Annotated in this window: 14 protein-coding genes and 2 tRNA genes; 14 read left to right on the plus strand and 2 right to left on the minus strand. The window is 61.8% G+C overall.

The window, feature by feature from the left end; all coding sequences use genetic code 11:
* The first annotated feature begins 40 nt into the window (after positions 1 to 40).
* The 14 genes from ftsH (at position 41) to pnp (ending at position 14,800) form a co-directional block, all read left to right on the plus strand.
* The gene (ftsH, locus tag ETC27_RS10210) at positions 41 to 2,032 is read left to right on the plus strand and encodes an ATP-dependent zinc metalloprotease FtsH (RefSeq protein ID WP_136254882.1); all 1,992 of its coding nucleotides are present in this window, start codon (positions 41 to 43) and stop codon (positions 2,030 to 2,032) included.
* A gap of 123 nt (positions 2,033 to 2,155) precedes the next feature.
* Positions 2,156 to 3,019: a dihydropteroate synthase gene (gene folP / locus ETC27_RS10215; RefSeq protein WP_168709048.1), complete on the plus strand. Its 864-nt coding sequence runs from the start codon at positions 2,156 to 2,158 to the stop codon at positions 3,017 to 3,019.
* The gene (gene glmM / locus ETC27_RS10220; protein WP_136254883.1) at positions 3,016 to 4,362 is read left to right on the plus strand and encodes a phosphoglucosamine mutase; all 1,347 of its coding nucleotides are present in this window, start codon (positions 3,016 to 3,018) and stop codon (positions 4,360 to 4,362) included. The genes folP and glmM overlap by 4 nt, the downstream gene beginning before the upstream one ends.
* 100 nt (positions 4,363 to 4,462) lie before the next feature.
* Entirely contained in the window at positions 4,463 to 5,212 is a 750-nt protein-coding gene (gene tpiA / locus ETC27_RS10225) for a triose-phosphate isomerase (RefSeq protein ID WP_136254884.1), read from the plus strand.
* 4 nt (positions 5,213 to 5,216) lie between these two features.
* On the plus strand, positions 5,217 to 5,576 hold the full coding sequence (gene secG, locus ETC27_RS10230) for a preprotein translocase subunit SecG (protein ID WP_136254885.1): 360 nt from the start codon (positions 5,217 to 5,219) through the stop codon (positions 5,574 to 5,576).
* A gap of 27 nt (positions 5,577 to 5,603) precedes the next feature.
* Positions 5,604 to 5,690, plus strand: a tRNA-Leu gene (locus tag ETC27_RS10235).
* Between the two features lie 125 nt (positions 5,691 to 5,815).
* Positions 5,816 to 5,892: transfer RNA gene (locus tag ETC27_RS10240), tRNA-Met, on the plus strand.
* A 203-nt stretch (positions 5,893 to 6,095) separates the two neighbouring features.
* Entirely contained in the window at positions 6,096 to 6,557 is a 462-nt protein-coding gene (gene rimP, locus ETC27_RS10245; protein ID WP_136254886.1) for a ribosome maturation factor RimP, read from the plus strand.
* 40 nt (positions 6,558 to 6,597) lie between these two features.
* Positions 6,598 to 8,091, plus strand: a complete 1,494-nt coding sequence (gene nusA, locus ETC27_RS10250) for a transcription termination factor NusA (RefSeq protein WP_136254887.1) — start codon at positions 6,598 to 6,600, stop codon at positions 8,089 to 8,091.
* Between the two features lie 28 nt (positions 8,092 to 8,119).
* Positions 8,120 to 10,678: a translation initiation factor IF-2 gene (infB, locus tag ETC27_RS10255; RefSeq protein ID WP_136254888.1), complete on the plus strand. Its 2,559-nt coding sequence runs from the start codon at positions 8,120 to 8,122 to the stop codon at positions 10,676 to 10,678.
* A 20-nt stretch (positions 10,679 to 10,698) separates the two neighbouring features.
* Positions 10,699 to 11,157, plus strand: coding sequence for a 30S ribosome-binding factor RbfA (gene rbfA / locus ETC27_RS10260; protein WP_136254889.1), 459 nt, complete (start codon positions 10,699 to 10,701; stop codon positions 11,155 to 11,157).
* The gene (gene truB, locus ETC27_RS10265) at positions 11,157 to 12,092 is read left to right on the plus strand and encodes a tRNA pseudouridine(55) synthase TruB (protein WP_136254890.1); all 936 of its coding nucleotides are present in this window, start codon (positions 11,157 to 11,159) and stop codon (positions 12,090 to 12,092) included. The genes rbfA and truB overlap by 1 nt, the downstream gene beginning before the upstream one ends.
* Before the next feature lie 107 nt (positions 12,093 to 12,199).
* Positions 12,200 to 12,469 carry a 30S ribosomal protein S15 gene (rpsO, locus tag ETC27_RS10270; RefSeq protein ID WP_136254891.1) on the plus strand — a complete coding sequence of 90 codons (270 nt, stop codon included), beginning with the start codon at positions 12,200 to 12,202 and terminating at the stop codon, positions 12,467 to 12,469.
* 201 nt (positions 12,470 to 12,670) lie between these two features.
* Positions 12,671 to 14,800: a polyribonucleotide nucleotidyltransferase gene (gene pnp / locus ETC27_RS10275; protein ID WP_205742724.1), complete on the plus strand. Its 2,130-nt coding sequence runs from the start codon at positions 12,671 to 12,673 to the stop codon at positions 14,798 to 14,800.
* 187 nt (positions 14,801 to 14,987) lie between these two features.
* Here the strand turns inward: pnp and ETC27_RS10280 are convergent, their stop codons facing one another.
* Both ETC27_RS10280 and panD read right to left on the minus strand, forming a co-directional pair.
* Positions 14,988 to 16,166 (minus strand): acetyl-CoA C-acetyltransferase, encoded by a 1,179-nt coding sequence (locus ETC27_RS10280; protein WP_136254893.1) that lies wholly within the window; start codon positions 16,164 to 16,166, stop codon positions 14,988 to 14,990.
* 277 nt (positions 16,167 to 16,443) lie between these two features.
* Positions 16,444 to 16,824 carry an aspartate 1-decarboxylase gene (gene panD, locus ETC27_RS10285; RefSeq protein ID WP_136254894.1) on the minus strand — a complete coding sequence of 127 codons (381 nt, stop codon included), beginning with the start codon at positions 16,822 to 16,824 and terminating at the stop codon, positions 16,444 to 16,446.

The raw sequence follows: 16,824 nt of genomic DNA on the forward strand, positions 1-16,824 counted from the left end.
ACCACGCTTGCAGTTTGATTTCAGCAATGAGGGTATTCCCTTGAATGATATGGCGAAGAATCTGATCCTGTGGTTGGTCATCGCGGCAGTGCTGCTGACGGTGTTCAACAACTTCAGTGTCGAGAACTCACCGCAGACGATGAACTACTCCCAGTTCGTCCAGCAGGTGCAGAACCAGCAGGTCCGCACGGTCACCATCGATGGCTATACCATCTCGGGTGAGCGCACCGACGGATCGGATTTCCAGACCATTCGGCCGTCGGCAGAAGATCCCAAGTTGATGGATGATCTGCTGGCCAACGACGTGACGGTGGTGGGCAAGAAGCCCGAAGAGCAGAGCCTGTGGACGCGGCTACTGATCGCCAGTTTCCCGATCCTGATCATCCTGGCCATTTTCATCTTCTTCATGCGTCAGATGCAGGGGGGTGCCGGCGGCAAGGGCGGGCCAATGAGCTTTGGCAAGTCCAAGGCCAAGCTGCTTTCCAATGACCAGATCAAGACCACCTTTGCCGATGTCGCCGGCTGCGATGAGGCCAAGGAAGAGGTCGAAGAGCTGGTGGATTTCCTGCGTGATCCCTCCAAGTTCCAGCGTCTCGGTGGCACTATTCCCCGCGGTGTGCTGATGGTGGGGCCGCCGGGTACCGGTAAGACTCTGCTTGCCAAATCCATCGCCGGCGAGGCCAAGGTTCCCTTCTTCTCGATTTCCGGTTCCGACTTCGTCGAGATGTTCGTGGGTGTCGGCGCGTCCCGTGTGCGTGACATGTTCGAGCAGGCCAAGAAGCAGGCGCCCTGCATCATCTTCATCGATGAAATCGATGCCGTGGGCCGCTCGCGTGGCGCCGGCATGGGCGGCGGTAACGACGAGCGCGAGCAGACGCTGAACCAGCTGCTGGTCGAAATGGACGGCTTCGAGGCCAATGAAGGCGTCATCGTCATCGCCGCCACCAACCGTCCCGACGTCCTCGACCCGGCGCTGCTGCGTCCGGGCCGCTTCGACCGTCAGGTCACGGTCGGGCTGCCGGATATCCGCGGTCGCGAACACATCCTGGGTGTGCACCTGCGCAAGGTGCCGCTGGCCGATGATGTCAAACCATCGCTGATCGCACGCGGTACCCCGGGCTTCTCCGGTGCCGATCTTGCCAACCTGGTCAACGAGGCGGCCCTGTTCGCGGCGCGTCGCAATCGGCGTCTGGTGGGCATGGAAGAGCTCGATCTCGCTAAAGACAAGATCATGATGGGCTCCGAGCGCAAGTCGATGGTCATGACCGACAAGGAAAAGCTCAATACGGCTTACCACGAGTCCGGTCACGCCATCATCGGTCTGGTGATGCCGGAACATGACCCGGTCTACAAGGTCACCATCATTCCCCGTGGACGAGCGCTCGGCGTGACCATGTTCCTCCCCGAGGAAGATCGCTATAGCCTGTCCCGTCAGCAGATCATCAGTCAGATCTGCTCGCTGTTCGGCGGCCGGCTGGCCGAGGAGATGACGCTTGGCCCGAACGGCGTCACCACCGGGGCGTCCAACGATATCAAGCGCGCCACCGAGCTTGCCCACAATATGGTAGCCAAGTGGGGCCTGTCCGAAGAGATGGGGCCGATCATGTACGACGAGGATGAGTCACATCAGTTCCTCGGCGGTGGCGGCCAGGGCGGCGGCAAGTTCAAGTCCGGCGATACCACCACCAAGCTTGATCATGAGGTGCGCCGGATCATCGATGGTTGCTACGCGGAGGCCAAGCAGATCCTCGAAGACAACCGCGACAAGCTCGATGCCATGGCCGAGGCGCTGATGCAGTTCGAGACCATCGATGCCGATCAGCTCGCCGACATCATGAACGGGCGTCCGCCGCGGCCGCCCAAGGATTGGGATGATGAAGGCGGCAGCGGGTCTCCGGTCGGCGGTGCGCCCAGCGCGGATGAGGCGTCCGACAAGAGCGAAGAGCAGGACACCTCGTCTGACTCGGATGAGGACGATGATGAGCCAAATCGTCGTCCCTCCGATCCCCTGGGTGGCCCGGCAGGCCATTGAGGCAGGGTTTCCCAGCAAGTAAACGAGGCGCCCCTAGTGGGCGCCTCTTGCGTTTATTGGGTATCATGCCCACCAGCATCCCCCGCGCGGGGCCAATCGCCAGTCAGCAGGACCAATCAAGCCATGAGTGACGGACAAGGCGCCAGCGCGCTGCAATGCGGCCGGCATCGTCTGGATATTTCCTATCCCCGCGTAATGGGGATCCTCAATGTAACCCCGGATTCTTTCTCCGACGGTGGGCAGCACGTGTCCATCGATGATGCGCTGCGTCATGCCGAGCGCATGCTGGCCGAGGGCGCGGCGATCATCGACGTGGGAGGCGAGTCGACCCGCCCGGGCGCCGTCGAGGTACCGCTTCAGCAGGAGCTGGACCGGGTCTCGCCGGTCGTCGAGCGGCTGGTGCGTGAGCTCGATGCGCTGGTGTCGGTCGATACCAGCGCTCCCGAGGTGATGCGCGAGACAACGGCGTTGGGCGCGGGGATGCTCAATGACGTGCGAGGCCTGCGCCGCGAGGGCGCCTTGAGTGCCGCGGCGCGCAGTGGCCTGCCGGTGTGCGTGATGCACATGATAGGTGAGCCTGACGATATGCAGCACTCGCCGGGTTACGAGCAGCCGGTGGAAGAGGCCGTGGCGGCCTTTCTCGAGGAGCGTATTCGTGCCTGCGAGGCGGCGGGGCTGCGTCGCGAAAGACTGATCCTCGACCCGGGATTTGGTTTTGGCAAGAGCGTCGAGCACAACCTGCGGTTGTTCAATCGCATGGCGGAGCTTAAGAAACTGGGGCTGCCGATTCTCGCCGGCATGTCGCGCAAGAGCATGATTGGTAAAGTGCTTGAGCGTCCGGTGGAAGAACGATTGCCGGGCAGCCTGGCATTGGCGGCCTTGGCCGTGGAACGAGGCGCACGGATTCTGCGCGTTCACGATGTGGGGCCTAGTGTGGATGCCGTGAACATGACCTGGGCCGTAATGGAGGAGGGCTTTACCTCATGAGCAGACGTTATTTTGGCACCGACGGCATTCGCGGGACCGTCGGTGATTACCCGATCACCCCTGATTTCATGCTCAAGCTGGGATGGGCCATGGGGCGCGTGCTGGGTCGGGAAGGTCGCACCAAGGTGTTGATCGGCAAGGACACCCGGATATCCGGCTACATGTTTGAATCGGCGCTTGAGTCAGGGCTTTCGGCAGCCGGCGTCGATGTTTCGCTGCTGGGGCCGATGCCAACGCCGGCCATCGCCTATCTGACCCGCACCTTTCGGGCGCATGCTGGCATCGTCATTTCAGCCTCGCACAATCATTTTGAGGACAACGGCATCAAGTTCTTCTCCGCCGAAGGTGCCAAGCTTCCCGATGAGATCGAGGAGCGTATCGAAGAGATGCTTGAGGCGCCGCTGACCACGGTAGCGCCGCACCGGCTCGGCAAGGCAGTACGGATCGATGACGCCCCGGGCCGCTATATCGAATTCTGCAAGTCGACGGTGCCTGACAGGGTCAGTCTTCATGGCTTGAAGATCGTCCTCGACTGCGCCCATGGCGCGACCTATCACATCGCGCCCAGCGTCTTTCGTGAGCTCGGGGCCGAGGTCAGTGTGGTGGGGGGCAATCCCGACGGCCTCAACATCAATCACGAGGTCGGCTCGACCCACCCGGCAAGCCTACGGGCAGCCGTGATTTCTCAGGGCGCCGATCTGGGCATCGCCTTCGATGGTGACGGCGACCGTGTGCTGCTGGTCGATGCCGACGGCCGCGAGCTCGACGGCGATGACATCCTTTACCTGATTGCCCGCGACCGCCATGCCCGCGGTGAGCTGGGTGGCGGGGTCGTCGGCACCCTGATGTCGAACTTTGGCCTCGCCGCGGCTCTCGAGGCGCTCGAGATTCCCTTCGAGCGTGCCAAGGTCGGCGATCGCTATGTGATCGAGCGTCTGGTGGCTAACGGCTGGCAGTTGGGCGGTGAGTCCTCAGGCCATATCGTCTGCGGGCATATTCAGACCACGGGCGACGGTATCGTCTCTGCGCTGCAGGTGCTGGCCATCATGGTGCGCGAGGGGCAGACGCTTGCCAAGCTACTGGGCGGTTTCGAGAAGGCCCCTCAGGCGCTGGTCAACGTGCGCCTTCCCGCCGACGCTGACCGCAGTGCGCTAATGGCCAGCGAATCGCTCAAGCAGGCCGTTGCCAGCGTCGAGGCCGAGCTCGGCGATGAGGGGCGTGTCCTGTTGCGCCCCTCAGGTACCGAGCCGCTGATTCGGGTGATGGTCGAGGGGCGGCCTCACCTGGACGTGGAAGGCCTGGCACGGCGGCTGGCGCACGAGGTCGAGTCGCTGGTCGGATGATGCCGCCACAGGCGGATGGCCGGCATGCCTTGTGGTCTGCCGGTTGTCATGCTATGAGCGCTCCTATACCATTTCGCACCACCTTGAAAGAGGATCGTCTATGCGTACGCCGCTGATTGCCGGCAACTGGAAGATGAATGGCTCGCTGGCCCTGGTCGATGCCTTTGCTCAGGCGGTTGCTGAGCGCGGCCTTCCGGCGAAGGTCGATGTGGCGCTGATGCTGCCTGCGCCCTATTTGCAGGCCGCTCATCAGGCCTTTGCCGGCCTGCCTGTTGCGCTGGGTGGCCAGACGCTTTATCACCAGCAGAGTGGGGCCTTCACCGGCGAGGTCAGCGGCAGCATGCTCCGCGACTGCGGTGCGCACTACGTACTGGTGGGTCACTCCGAGCGGCGCGAGCTGTTTGGAGAGGACGATGCTGAGGTGCTCTCGAGAGTTCGGGCGGCTCTCTCAGCCGGGCTGACGCCGGTGCTGTGTGTCGGTGAGACGCTGGCTGAGCGAGACGCCGGTCGCACCGAAGATGTCGTGCTTGGGCAGCTGGCGGCGGTCTTTGACGCACTCGCGCCGGACGACCGTTCACGACTGGTCGTTGCCTATGAGCCGGTCTGGGCGATCGGTACCGGGCGAACCGCGACGCCCGAGCAGGCTCAGCAGGTGCATGCGGCGCTTCGTGCGCATATTGTGACCTATGATGCGACGCTGGCCGACAGCCTGCGTCTGTTGTACGGCGGCAGCATGAAAGCTGCCAACGCCGCCGAGCTGCTCGCGCAGCCGGACATCGACGGCGGCCTGGTAGGAGGAGCCTCCCTCCAGGCCGACGATTTTCTAGCCATTTGCCAGTCAGCAGGTTGAATCCATGCAAGTTGCATTTCTCATGATCCACGTGGCGATTGCCATCGCCTTGGTCGTTCTCGTCCTGCTGCAGCAGGGCAAGGGCGCCGATGCCGGCGCCTCTTTCGGTGGCGGTGCTTCACAGACCGTGTTCGGGTCTCGCGGCAGCGGCAGCTTCCTGTCCAAGTTTACGGGGCTGCTGGCCGTGGGATTCTTCGCGACCTCGCTGACGCTTGCTTATTTCGCCTCCGAGGCGGGCCAGGCCCCTGAGGCCGGCATCCCTGACGCCAAGGTCGTAGAGCAGCAAAATAACGTGCCGACCCTTGACGATTCCTCATCTAATATGGATAATACTGCGCCAGTGCTAGAGGAGAACGGCAGCTAAGCCGTCCCCGTTTAGTGCTCCCCTGATGCCGAAGTGGTGGAATTGGTAGACACGCTATCTTGAGGGGGTAGTGGCCTTACGGTCGTGCGGGTTCAAGTCCCGCCTTCGGCACCATCTGAAACGCCTCTTATGCCGAGGCCTTCAGTAGCAAGATTGGCATGCAGGCGATGGCCACTTACACGGCAAGATAAGACTTCTTGACGTGAGCTGAAGTGGCAAGTAATATCGCCGACCTGTGATGCGGGGTGGAGCAGTCTGGTAGCTCGTCGGGCTCATAACCCGAAGGTCATCGGTTCAAATCCGGTCCCCGCTACCATTTAGGCCGTCTAGAGACGCCAAATGGTCTATAAGGATTCTTGTGAAAGGCCCCTTCCAGTGAAGGGGCTTTTTGTTAGTAGCTCATCTGTTAGCCGTTCCCCTGTTGGCAGCTTTCTGCTGGCGACACGCCAATCAGCCACCTCGCTTTCTCTTTAACTCCCGGCCAGGTGCCTGACGCAACGGCTGTAGGAGTCTTCGTCTGTGGCAATCAAGGACGCTGCGCTATACGCGTTAATCGAACCGGTGGCCTCCGCCATGGGCTTCGAGCTTTGGGGAATCAACAACCTTTCCCAAGGCAAACACTCCCGTCTGGTAATTTATATCGATGGTCCCAATGGCGTGACGGTCGACGATTGTGCCGATATCAGTCGTCAGATCAGTGCGGTCATGGACGTCGAAGACCCGATCGCTGGCGAATACCGACTCGAGGTATCGTCGCCGGGGTTGGATCGGCCGTTGTTCACCCTCGATCATTTCGAGCGCTTCAAGGGGCATGTCGTGGCGATCAAACTGCGCACGCCCTTCGATGGTCGGCGCAAGTTCCAGGGACTGCTGGCAGGGATCGAGGAAGACGAAGTGCTGTTGCAGGTTGAAGGCGAGGAGTACTGCTTTCCCATCGACAGCATCGATCAGGCGCGTGTCGTGCCCCAGTTCGAGGATTGAGGTCGATGCATAAGGACAGGTTTTCTGGCGAGGCAAAGGCATGAGCAAAGAGATTTTGATGGTCGTTGACGCGATCTCGAATGAGAAGGGCGTGCCCCGTGACGTCATTTTCGAAGCCGTCGAAGCGGCTCTGGCAAGCGCATCGCGCAAGCGGTTCGATGGCCAGGAAGTCAGCGTGCGTGTGGCGATCAACCGTACCACCGGTGATTATGAGACCTTCCGTCGCTGGGTAGTGATCAATGACGACGAGTTCGAGAACCCGGACGCGGAGATCAAGCAGTCCTACGCCGAGCGTCGCGATCCGCCGCTGACCGAAGGTGATGTGGTCGAAGAGCGCATCGAGAATGCGGTGTTCGGTCGTATCGCGGCGCAGACGGCAAAGCAGGTGATCGTACAGAAGGTCCGTGAGGCCGAGCGCGCTGAGGTAGTGCGCCAGTACACCGATCGTGAAGGCGAATTGGTGGCCGGCATCGTCAAGAAGACGACACGTGAAGGCTTGATCATCGATCTGGGGGAAAACGCCGAGGCGTTCCTGCCGCGCAACGAGATGATCCCGGGCGAACGCTACCGCATGAACGAGCGCGTGCGGGCGCTTTTGGTCAAGGTCGATGCCGAGGCGCGCGGTGCACAGCTGATTCTGTCGCGTACCTGCCCGGAACTGATCATCGAGCTGTTCAAGATCGAGGTGCCGGAAATTGCCGAGCAGCTTATCGAGATCAAGGGGGCGGCACGGGATCCGGGCTCGCGGGCCAAGATTGCGGTCAAGACCAATGATCGTCGCATTGACCCGGTCGGCGCCTGCGTCGGCATGCGTGGGTCGCGCGTGCAGGCCGTCTCCACCGAGCTGCAGAACGAGCGAGTGGATATTATTCTTTGGGACGACAACCCCGCCCAGTTGGTGATCAACGCCATGGCGCCGGCGGATGTCGCCTCGATTCTCGTCGATGAAGACAGCCATGCCATGGATGTCGCCGTCGGCGAAGATAACCTTGCCCAGGCCATCGGTCGCAGTGGCCAGAACGTTCGGCTCGCCTCAGAGCTGACCGGCTGGAAACTCAACGTGATGACCGAGGGTGAGGCTGAAGGTAAGCGCGAGCAGGAAATCGATAGCCAGGTGGAGTTCTTCATCAACCATCTGGAAATCGACGAAGAGTTGGCACGTATCATGGTCGAAGAAGGCTTCACTTCCCTTGAGGAAGTCGCCTACGTGCCTCTTGAGGAAATGCTCGAGATCGAGGAATTCGACGAGGCTCTCGTCGAAGAGCTGCGTGCACGCGCTAAAGATGAGCTATTGAACCTGGCAATCGCTTCCGAAGAGGAGCTCGACGGCGCTCAGCCCGCCGAGGACCTGCTCGAGATGGAAGGGATGGAGCGTCACCTGGCCTTTATTCTGGCCAGCCGGGGCATTGTCACCATGGAGGACCTTGCCGAGCAGTCCGTCGATGATCTGAATGACATCGAGGGCATGGACGAGGAGCGCGCTGCGGCACTGATCATGACTGCCCGTGCGCCTTGGTTCGAGAGCGAACAGTAAACAGGTCACGGGCTCAGGAGGGTCGTTAATGTCAGACATGACCGTAAAAGATTTTGCCGTAAAAGTGGGGCGCGATGTGCCCCGCCTGCTAGAACAGATGAAAGATGCCGGCCTGCCGCACAAGGCGGAGACCGATGCGGTGTCCGAAGCGGACAAGAAGTGCCTGCTCGACTATCTGACCAAGAGCCACGGCGGCGATAGCGACGCCGCGGCGAAGAATCGCGTTACCCTGACGCGCAAGACCAAGAGCCGGATCCGTTCTGGTGATCGTGGCAAGTCCATCGAGGTCTCGGTGCGCAAGAAGCGTACCTACGTCAAGCGCGAGGAAGAACCGGCCGAGAAGCCCAAGACAGAAGACGCGGGTCCGCGTCAGCTGGTGGGCGACATGGCTGATTCCCAGGCCGAACTGGCGGCTCGCGAAGCGGAAGAAGCCAAGGCTAATGCCGAAGCCGCCAAGGCAGAAGAAGCCGCTAAAGCAGCCGAAGCCGCTAAAGCAGCCGAAGCCGCCAAGGCTGAGGAAGCCGCCAAGGCACAGGAAACTGCCAAGGCTGCCCCTGGTGAGCCTGAGATTCCGGTTCCGGAACTCGAGACGAGCGAGCCTGCCACGACCGAGGTCAATGCGCCGCCCAAGGAACCGCGTGGCGATACGCGCCGGGCACCCAAGAAGGCCGGTACCAAGGCCAAGAAGGGTCGCAACGAGCGTGATGACGATGATCGCGAAGAGCGTCGTCGCGGTGGCAAGAAGGCCAACAAGCGTGCCGAGCGCCGTGGCAGCCGTCGTGGTGGCCGCGAAGGCGGTGGCAAGCACGGTTTCCAGAAGCCGACGCAGCCGATCGTCCGCGAAGTGTCGATTCCCGAATCGATCAGCGTCGCTGAACTTGCCGACAAGATGTCGATCAAGGCCAACGAAGTCATCAAGGCCATGTTCAACATGGGCGCTGCCGTGACCATCAACCAGACCATCGATCAGGAAACAGCGGTGATCGTGGTCGAGGAAATGGGCCACAAGCCCAAGCTGGTCAAGGATGATGCGCTCGAGACCGAAGTGCTCGAGAACATCTCCTATGAAGGCGAAGAGATCACTCGCTCGCCGGTCGTCACCGTCATGGGTCACGTCGACCACGGCAAGACCTCGCTGCTCGACTATGTGCGTCGTGCCAAGGTGGCAACCGGCGAAGCCGGCGGCATCACCCAGCACATCGGCGCCTACCACGTCGAAGACGATCACGGCGGCGTGACCTTCCTCGATACCCCGGGCCACGCGGCGTTTACCGCCATGCGTGCTCGCGGTGCCAAGGCCACCGACGTGGTTATCCTGGTGGTCGCGGCCGACGACGGCGTGATGCCGCAGACCATCGAGGCGATCGAGCACTCGAAGGCTGCTGGCGTGCCGATGGTCGTGGCGGTCAACAAGATCGATAAGCAGGGCGCTGACCCGGACCGGGTCAAGAACGAGCTGTCCCAGCATGGCGTCATCTCCGAGGAGTGGGGCGGCGATACCCAGTTCGTCCACGTCTCAGCCAAGTCCGGCGACGGCATCGAAGACTTGCTGGAATCCATCCAGCTGGTGTCCGAAGTGCTCGAGCTCAAGGCCGTGCCGGAAGCACCCGGCAAGGGCGTTGTGGTCGAGTCGCGTCTCGACAAGGGGCGTGGCCCGGTCGCGACCGTGCTGGTCCAGAATGGCACGCTGCGCAAGGGCGACATCGTCCTCGCCGGCCTGCACTACGGCCGTGTGCGTGCCCTGACCAATGAGCTTGGCAAGCAGGTCGACGAAGTCGGTCCGTCCATGCCGGTGGAGATCCAGGGTCTCGACGGTACGCCGGATGCCGGTGACGACTTCATGGTGCTCGAAGACGAGAAGAAGGCCCGCGAGATCGCCAACTTCCGTCAAGGCAAGTACCGCGAGGTGCGCCTGGCGCGTCAGCAGAAAGCCAAGCTCGAGAACATGTTCAGCCAGATGGGCAAGGAAGAGGTCGCCAAGGTCAATATTGTCCTCAAGGCCGACGTCCAAGGCTCGCTGGAAGCGATCAAGAGCGCCCTCGAAGAGCTGTCCACCGCCGAGGTTGAGGTCGCCGTGGTGTCCTCGGGTGTCGGCGGCATCACCGGTACCGATGCCAACCTGGCACTGGCCAGTGAGGCCATCGTGGTCGGCTTCAACGTCCGCGCCGACGCCGCTGCCCGCGAAATCATCGAGCGTGAAGGCCTGGATCTGCGCTACTACAGCGTGATCTACCAGCTGATCGATGAGGTCAAGCAGGCCATGAGTGGCATGCTGGCACCGGACTGGAAAGAAGAGATCGTCGGTGTGGCCGAGGTTCGTGATGTCTTCCGTGCGCCGAAGATTGGCGCTGTGGCCGGCTGCATGGTCGTCGAGGGCTCCGTTCACCGCAACAAGAAGATCCGTGTGCTGCGCGAAAACGTCGTCATCTACGAGGGCGAGCTCGAATCGCTGCGCCGCTACAAGGATGACGTCAACGAAGTGCGCAACGGTATCGAGTGCGGTATCGGCGTCAAGAACTACAATGACGTCCAGCCTGGTGACAAGATCGAGGTCTTCGATCAGGTCAAGGTCGAACGCACCCTGTAACCGACCGAGGAGAGCTGGTCATGCGCGAGTTCAAGCGTACCGACCGGGTAGCCGACCAGCTTCAGCAGGAGCTGGCGGTACTCATCCAGCGCGAGGTCAAAGACCCGCGCCTGGGTATGGTCACCGTCAGCGGGGTCACGGTCAGCCGTGACCTCGGCTATGCCGACATCTATGTCACCCTGCTCGGCGAGAATGATGCCGAGCGGGTCAAGGACAACCTCAAGGTGCTCAAGCGTGCCGCCGGTTTCCTGCGCAGTCAGATCGCTCGTCGTATCAAGCTTCGTCATGTGCCGGAACTGCGCTTTCATTACGATGAGAGTGTGGTGCGCGGGCAACAGATGGCGTCGTTGATCGAAGAGGCAGTTGCCAGCGATCGTGCCCAGCATCAAGAAGCGCCGGACGATGACAGCGATGTCGCCGACAGCGGTGATGTTGCTGACAAGGGTAGCGACCGTAGCAGTGACGAGGACGGCCGCTGATGGCGCGAAAGCGTCGCGGCCTGCCGATTGATGGCGTGCTGTTGTTCGACAAGCCCAAGGGTGCGTCGAGCAACAACATCCTGCAGCGCGTACGGCGGCTTTATCAGGCTCAGAAGGCCGGTCACACCGGCACACTGGACCCGATGGCCACCGGGCTGTTGCCGATCTGTTTCGGTGAGGCCACCAAGTTCAGCTCCTTTCTGCTTGAGGCCGACAAGGTCTATGAGACACGAGTGAAGCTTGGCGAGGTCACCGACACCGGCGATGCCGAGGGCGAGGTCGTTGAGCGCGCTCCGGTACCGGCCTTGGATGAGGCCGATATCGAGCGCGTGTTGTCGCGTTTTCGTGGCGAAATCGACCAGGTGCCGCCGATGTATTCCGCGCTCAAGCACGAAGGGCGCAAGCTCTATGAGCTCGCTCGGGAAGGCAAGACAATCGAGCGTGCAGTCCGGCGCGTGAGCGTTTATGATAGCCGGCTGCTTGAGGCGGATGCCGAGGGATTTGCGCTGCGAGTGCGCTGCAGCAAGGGTACCTATATCCGTACGCTTGCCGAAGATATTGGCCAGGCGCTCGGTTGCGGCGGTCATATCACGGCCTTGCGTCGACTCAAGACGGGTCCCTTCGACGGTGACGGCATGCATACGCTGGACGCGCTGGAGGCATTGCCTGATCAGGACGCCCGACAAGCGATGCTGATGCCGGTCGATGTGCTGGTGGCGCACCTCCCGGCCCTCGAGGTCGACGAGGTGGTGGCCTCTCGTATCCAGCACGGCCAGCCGGCGCGCGTCGATACCGGCGAGCTCGGCATTGACGACACTGTCAGACTCTATCGTGGTAAGGCCTTTCTGGGCCTGGTCACGATCAAGGCGGAAGGGGAAATCATCCCTCGCCGCTTGTTGAATACCGCTGCTGCCCAAACGGGCGGCGAAGCGTAACCCGACCTGCACCACGTGGCACCTGCCGCGTGGCGCTGGCGTGGAGACTGCAAATATGCGTGGTCTCCGACATTCATCACCAAGCATATTGCTTACTGGAGAAACAGATGGCACTGACCGCTGAAAAGAAGGCCGAGATCGTTCAAGAGTTCGGCCGTGTCGAAAACGACACCGGTTCCCCCGAAGTTCAGGTGGCACTGCTGAGCGCCAACATCGACGGCCTGCAGGATCACTTCAAGACCAACAAGCAGGATCACCACTCGCGTCGTGGCCTGATCCGCATGGTCAACCAGCGCCGCAAGCTGCTCGACTATCTCAAGCGCAAGGATTTCTCGCGCTACCAGTCGCTGATCCAGCGCTTGGGCCTGCGTCGCTAAGCGGCACCGGTCGCCAGAAAGGGAAGGGTTCACGAACCCTTTCCGGATCCACGGCAAGCGTCGTAGGGTCCTTCGGACAAGCAACCCTAAGGGGTTGCTTGTTCTTTTATGGGAACGTGGTAGCCCTTGCACCGACGACCTCCTAAAATGGGCGTCGTGACAAAAGACCCACATGAATTCGACAAGTTGAAGGAAGCCGCCGTGAATCCGGTCAAGAAAACATTCCAGTACGGTCGCAGTACCGTGACTCTCGAGACGGGCCGCATCGCCCGTCAGGCCACTGGTGCCGTCCAGGTCACCATGGGCGATACCGTGGTGCTGTGCACCGTGGTGGGCAAGAAGACCTTAAAGCCGGGCCAGGACTTCTTCCCGCTGTCCGTGCACTACCAGGAAAAGACCTATGCCGTGGGCAAGATCCCCGGCGGCTTCTTCAAGCGTGAAGGGCGTCCTACCGAGAAGGAAACCCTCACCTCGCGCTTGATCGATCGTCCGATCCGTCCGTTGTTCCCCAAGGGCTTCATGAACGAAGTCCAGGTCATCTGCAATGTGATGTCCGCTGATCGCAACCAGGATCCGGATATCGCTGCCATGATCGGCACTTCCGCGGCGCTGGCCATCTCTGGTCTGCCGTTCAGCGGTCCGATCGGTGCCGCGCGTGTCGGCTTCGATGATGATAAAGGGTACTTCCTCAACCCAACCGTCGAAGAGCTGACTCACTCGGAACTCAACATGGTCGTCGCCGGCACCGAGAAAGCCGTGCTGATGGTTGAGTCCGAGGCCAAGGAGCTGCTGGAAGACGAAATGCTGGGCGCGGTGTTATTCGCCCACCAGGAAATGCAGGTCGCGATCACTGCCATCAACGAACTGGTGGCCGAAGCGGGCAAGCCGAAGTGGGATTGGCAGCCGGCGGAAGAGAACGTGGCGCTCAAGGAGGCCCTGGCCAAGGACTTTGAAGCCAAGGTCGGCGAGGCGTATCGCATCACCGACAAGATGGCGCGTCAGGATGCCCTGAGCGCCGCTAAGGACTCGGCCATCGAAGCGCTGGCCGATGAAGAGTCGGGTGCCTTTGATGCCGAAGACGTGGCCAAGGCCTTCGCCGCGCTCGAGAAGCGCGTTGTGCGCTCGCGTGTCGTCAAGGGTGAGCCGCGTATCGACGGTCGCGACCTCAAGACCGTGCGTCCGCTGGACATCGAAGTCGGCATGCTGCCCAAGACCCATGGCTCGGCGGTGTTCACCCGCGGCGAGACCCAGGCCATGGTCGTGGCCACGCTTGGTACCCTGCGTGATTCCCAGCTAATCGAGTCGCTGGAAGGCGAGCGCAAGGACCGTTTCCTGCTGCACTACAACTTCCCCCCGTACTGCGTGGGCGAAGCGGGCTTCATGGGCGGTCCCAAGCGTCGCGAGATCGGCCACGGCCGCCTGGCGCGTCGTGGCGTCCAGGCCATGCTGCCGTCCGATGAGGACTTCCCCTATACCATCCGCGTGGTCTCCGAGATCACCGAGTCCAACGGCTCCAGCTCCATGGCCTCGGTATGCGGCACCTCGCTCGCCCTGATGGACGCCGGTGTGCCCATCAAGGCACCGGTAGCCGGCATCGCCATGGGCCTGGTCAAGGACGAGGACGGCTTCGCCGTGCTGACCGATATTCTCGGTGACGAGGACCACCTCGGCGACATGGACTTCAAGGTGGCCGGCTCAGCCTCCGGCGTGACCGCTCTGCAGATGGACATCAAGATCGAGGGCATCAACGAGGAGATCATGGAGCAGGCGCTGCAGCAGGCCCATGAGGCCCGCCTGACCATCCTCGAGCAGATGAACCAGGTGATCGGCCAGAGCCGCAGCGAGGTGTCCGACAACGCCCCGTCGATGGCCACCATCAAGATCAATCCGGACAAGATTCGCGACGTGATCGGCAAGGGCGGCGCGACCATTCGCAAAATCTGCGACGACACCGGCGCCTCTGTCGACCTGGACGACGACGGCACCGTGCGCATTTATGCCGAAGACAAGACGGCCGCCAAGGCCGCCATCGACACGGTGCTGGCGATCACTGCCGAAGCCGAGATCGGCAAGCTCTACATGGGCAAGGTGGTGCGTATCGCCGACTTCGGCGCCTTCGTCAACATCATGCCGGGCACCGACGGCCTGGTGCACATCTCGCAGATCGTACCCGAGCGCGTCAACGACGTGCGCGAGTACCTCAACGAGGGTGACGACGTGCTCGTCAAGGTGTTGGACATCGACAACCGCAACCGCGTGAAGCTCACCATCAAGGAGATCACGCCGGAAGAGAAGGCCGCCTTCGAGGCCGCCGAGGTGGTCGTCGACTGAGCCTCAGCGACGCCGCAACGACAACGCCCCCGCAGCCTTGGCTGCGGGGGCGTTTTTTGTCTTGTGCATTTGGCCGGGCATCGCCACCGCGAAGACGCTGTAAACCCATCCCTGGGCGCTCGGCTTTTTCGTACCTGAAAAAGACGCTTCGCTAGGTCGATGCCCCGGGCCCGGTGGGCCGGATTGCTTACCTCTCGATGGCCAGCGCCACCCCTTGCCCGCCACCAATGCACAGCGTCGCCAGGCCTTTCTTGGCATCGCGAGCGATCATCTCATGAACCAGCGTCACCAGTATCCGGCAGCCGGAGGCGCCGATCGGGTGGCCGATGGCGATCGCGCCACCGTTGACGTTGATCTTCTCGGCGTCCCAGCCAAGCTCCTTGTTGACCGACAGCGCCTGGGCGGCGAAGGCCTCGTTGGCCTCGATCAGGTCAAGCTCGCCGATCGCCCAGCCGGCCTTGTCGAGGCAGCGACGCGTCGCCGGCGCCGGACCAATGCCCATGATCGATGGCTCGACGCCGGCATTGGAATAGGCCTTGATACGGGCCAGTGGCTCGAGCCCCAGCTCCTTGGCCTTCTCGGCGGAGCACAGCATGACCACCGCGGCGCCGTCGTTGATCGAGGAGGCGTTGCCGGCGGTGACGGTGCCATCTTTCTTAAAGGCGGGGCGCATGCCACCCAGTTTCTCGGCGGTCACGCCGGCGCGCGGGCCTTCGTCGGTATCAAAGACCACGGGATCGCCCTTACGTTGTGGAATCTCGACCGGCACGATCTGGCTCTTGAACTTGCCGCTATCGATGGCGGCAGCGGCTTTTTGCTGAGAGGCCGCGGCGAAGTCATCCATTTCCTCGCGGGTGATCCCATACTTCTCGGCCAGGTTCTCGGCCGTGATGCCCATGTGATAGTCGTTGAAGGAATCCCAAAGCCCATCGTTTACCATGGTATCAACGGCCTTCCAGTCGCCCATGCGCTGACCGGTACGAGAGTGCGGCAAGACGTGGGGCGACGCGGACATGTTCTCCTGACCGCCGGCGAGGATCAGCTCGGCGTCGCCGCAGCGGATTGCCTGCGTCGCCAGATGCAGCGCCTTGAGGCCTGAGCCGCAGACTTTGTTGATGGTCATGGCGGGCACGGAGTCGGGGAGGCCGGCCTTGATCGACGCCTGGCGTGCTGGGTTCTGGCCCACGCCCGCTGTGAGTACCTGGCCAAGCAGTACTTCGTTGACCTGATCACCCGCGACACCGGTCTGAGCGAGGATATCCTTGATAACGAGAGCGCCCAGATCGCTTGCAGGAATATCGGCGAGCGAGCCGCCGAAGGTGCCAACGGCGGTGCGGCGAGCCGCGACAATAACCACGTCTTGCATACAGAGACTCCTCGAAACGAGCTAGTGATCCTTTAGCATAGGAGAGTCTTGTGCACCGCGACAATGGCTAATCGCGCACATGTGACCAAAGCGCAAGGTGGGCCGGGGGTAAATAAGGGAGCAGAAAGAGGTAATGGCCAGGTTCGTCGGTCGCAAGAGGGAGGCGAGCGGGGCGTCAACAAGGGGCGTTTTGCAACAGGAGGAGCGGCGATCTGCTCTCTAGGTCGGCAGGGTCCCGTGGCCGGCGCTTGCGAGTGCGCCGGCCATGGGCGGCCCTTCAGGCGAGCTGGATGGGGATGGCATTACTGGTGTGGCTGACGTCGTTGCCTTCTTGCAGATAGACCAGCGATGGCTGGTGCTGCTCGATTTCACGATCATCGTAGTGGGCATAGCTGCAGATGATGACGCGGTCACCGGCACTCGCCAGGTGGGCCGCGGCGCCGTTTACCGAGATCACCTTCGAGCCTTCCTCGGCGCGGATGGCATAGGTGGTGAAACGCTGTCCCCCCTCGACGTTGTAGATCTGGATCTGTTCGTTTTCGCGAATGCCTGCCATATCGAGCAACTCGCCATCGATGGCGCAGGAGCCTTCGTAGTTGAGCACGGCATGAGTGACACGGGCCATGTGCAGCTTGGCCTTGAGCATGATGGTGTACAT

The organism is Onishia niordana (assembly GCF_004798965.1).
Lineage (GTDB): Bacteria > Pseudomonadota > Gammaproteobacteria > Pseudomonadales > Halomonadaceae > Onishia > Onishia niordana.

What these genes read in the sequence shown, in the direction of transcription:
- tpiA (WP_136254884.1), top strand. Translation starts at nt 4,463, where the DNA reads ATGCGTACGCCGCTGATTGCCGGCAACTGGAAGATGAATGGCTCGCTG.
- rpsO (WP_136254891.1), top strand. Translation starts at nt 12,200, where the DNA reads ATGGCACTGACCGCTGAAAAGAAGGCCGAGATCGTTCAAGAGTTCGGC.
- glmM (WP_136254883.1), top strand. Translation starts at nt 3,016, where the DNA reads ATGAGCAGACGTTATTTTGGCACCGACGGCATTCGCGGGACCGTCGGT.
- panD (WP_136254894.1), bottom strand. Translation starts at nt 16,824, where the DNA reads ATGTACACCATCATGCTCAAGGCCAAGCTGCACATGGCCCGTGTCACT.
- truB (WP_136254890.1), top strand. Translation starts at nt 11,157, where the DNA reads ATGGCGCGAAAGCGTCGCGGCCTGCCGATTGATGGCGTGCTGTTGTTC.
- rbfA (WP_136254889.1), top strand. Translation starts at nt 10,699, where the DNA reads ATGCGCGAGTTCAAGCGTACCGACCGGGTAGCCGACCAGCTTCAGCAG.
- secG (WP_136254885.1), top strand. Translation starts at nt 5,217, where the DNA reads ATGCAAGTTGCATTTCTCATGATCCACGTGGCGATTGCCATCGCCTTG.
- folP (WP_168709048.1), top strand. Translation starts at nt 2,156, where the DNA reads ATGAGTGACGGACAAGGCGCCAGCGCGCTGCAATGCGGCCGGCATCGT.
- nusA (WP_136254887.1), top strand. Translation starts at nt 6,598, where the DNA reads ATGAGCAAAGAGATTTTGATGGTCGTTGACGCGATCTCGAATGAGAAG.
- ETC27_RS10280 (WP_136254893.1), bottom strand. Translation starts at nt 16,166, where the DNA reads ATGCAAGACGTGGTTATTGTCGCGGCTCGCCGCACCGCCGTTGGCACC.
- infB (WP_136254888.1), top strand. Translation starts at nt 8,120, where the DNA reads ATGTCAGACATGACCGTAAAAGATTTTGCCGTAAAAGTGGGGCGCGAT.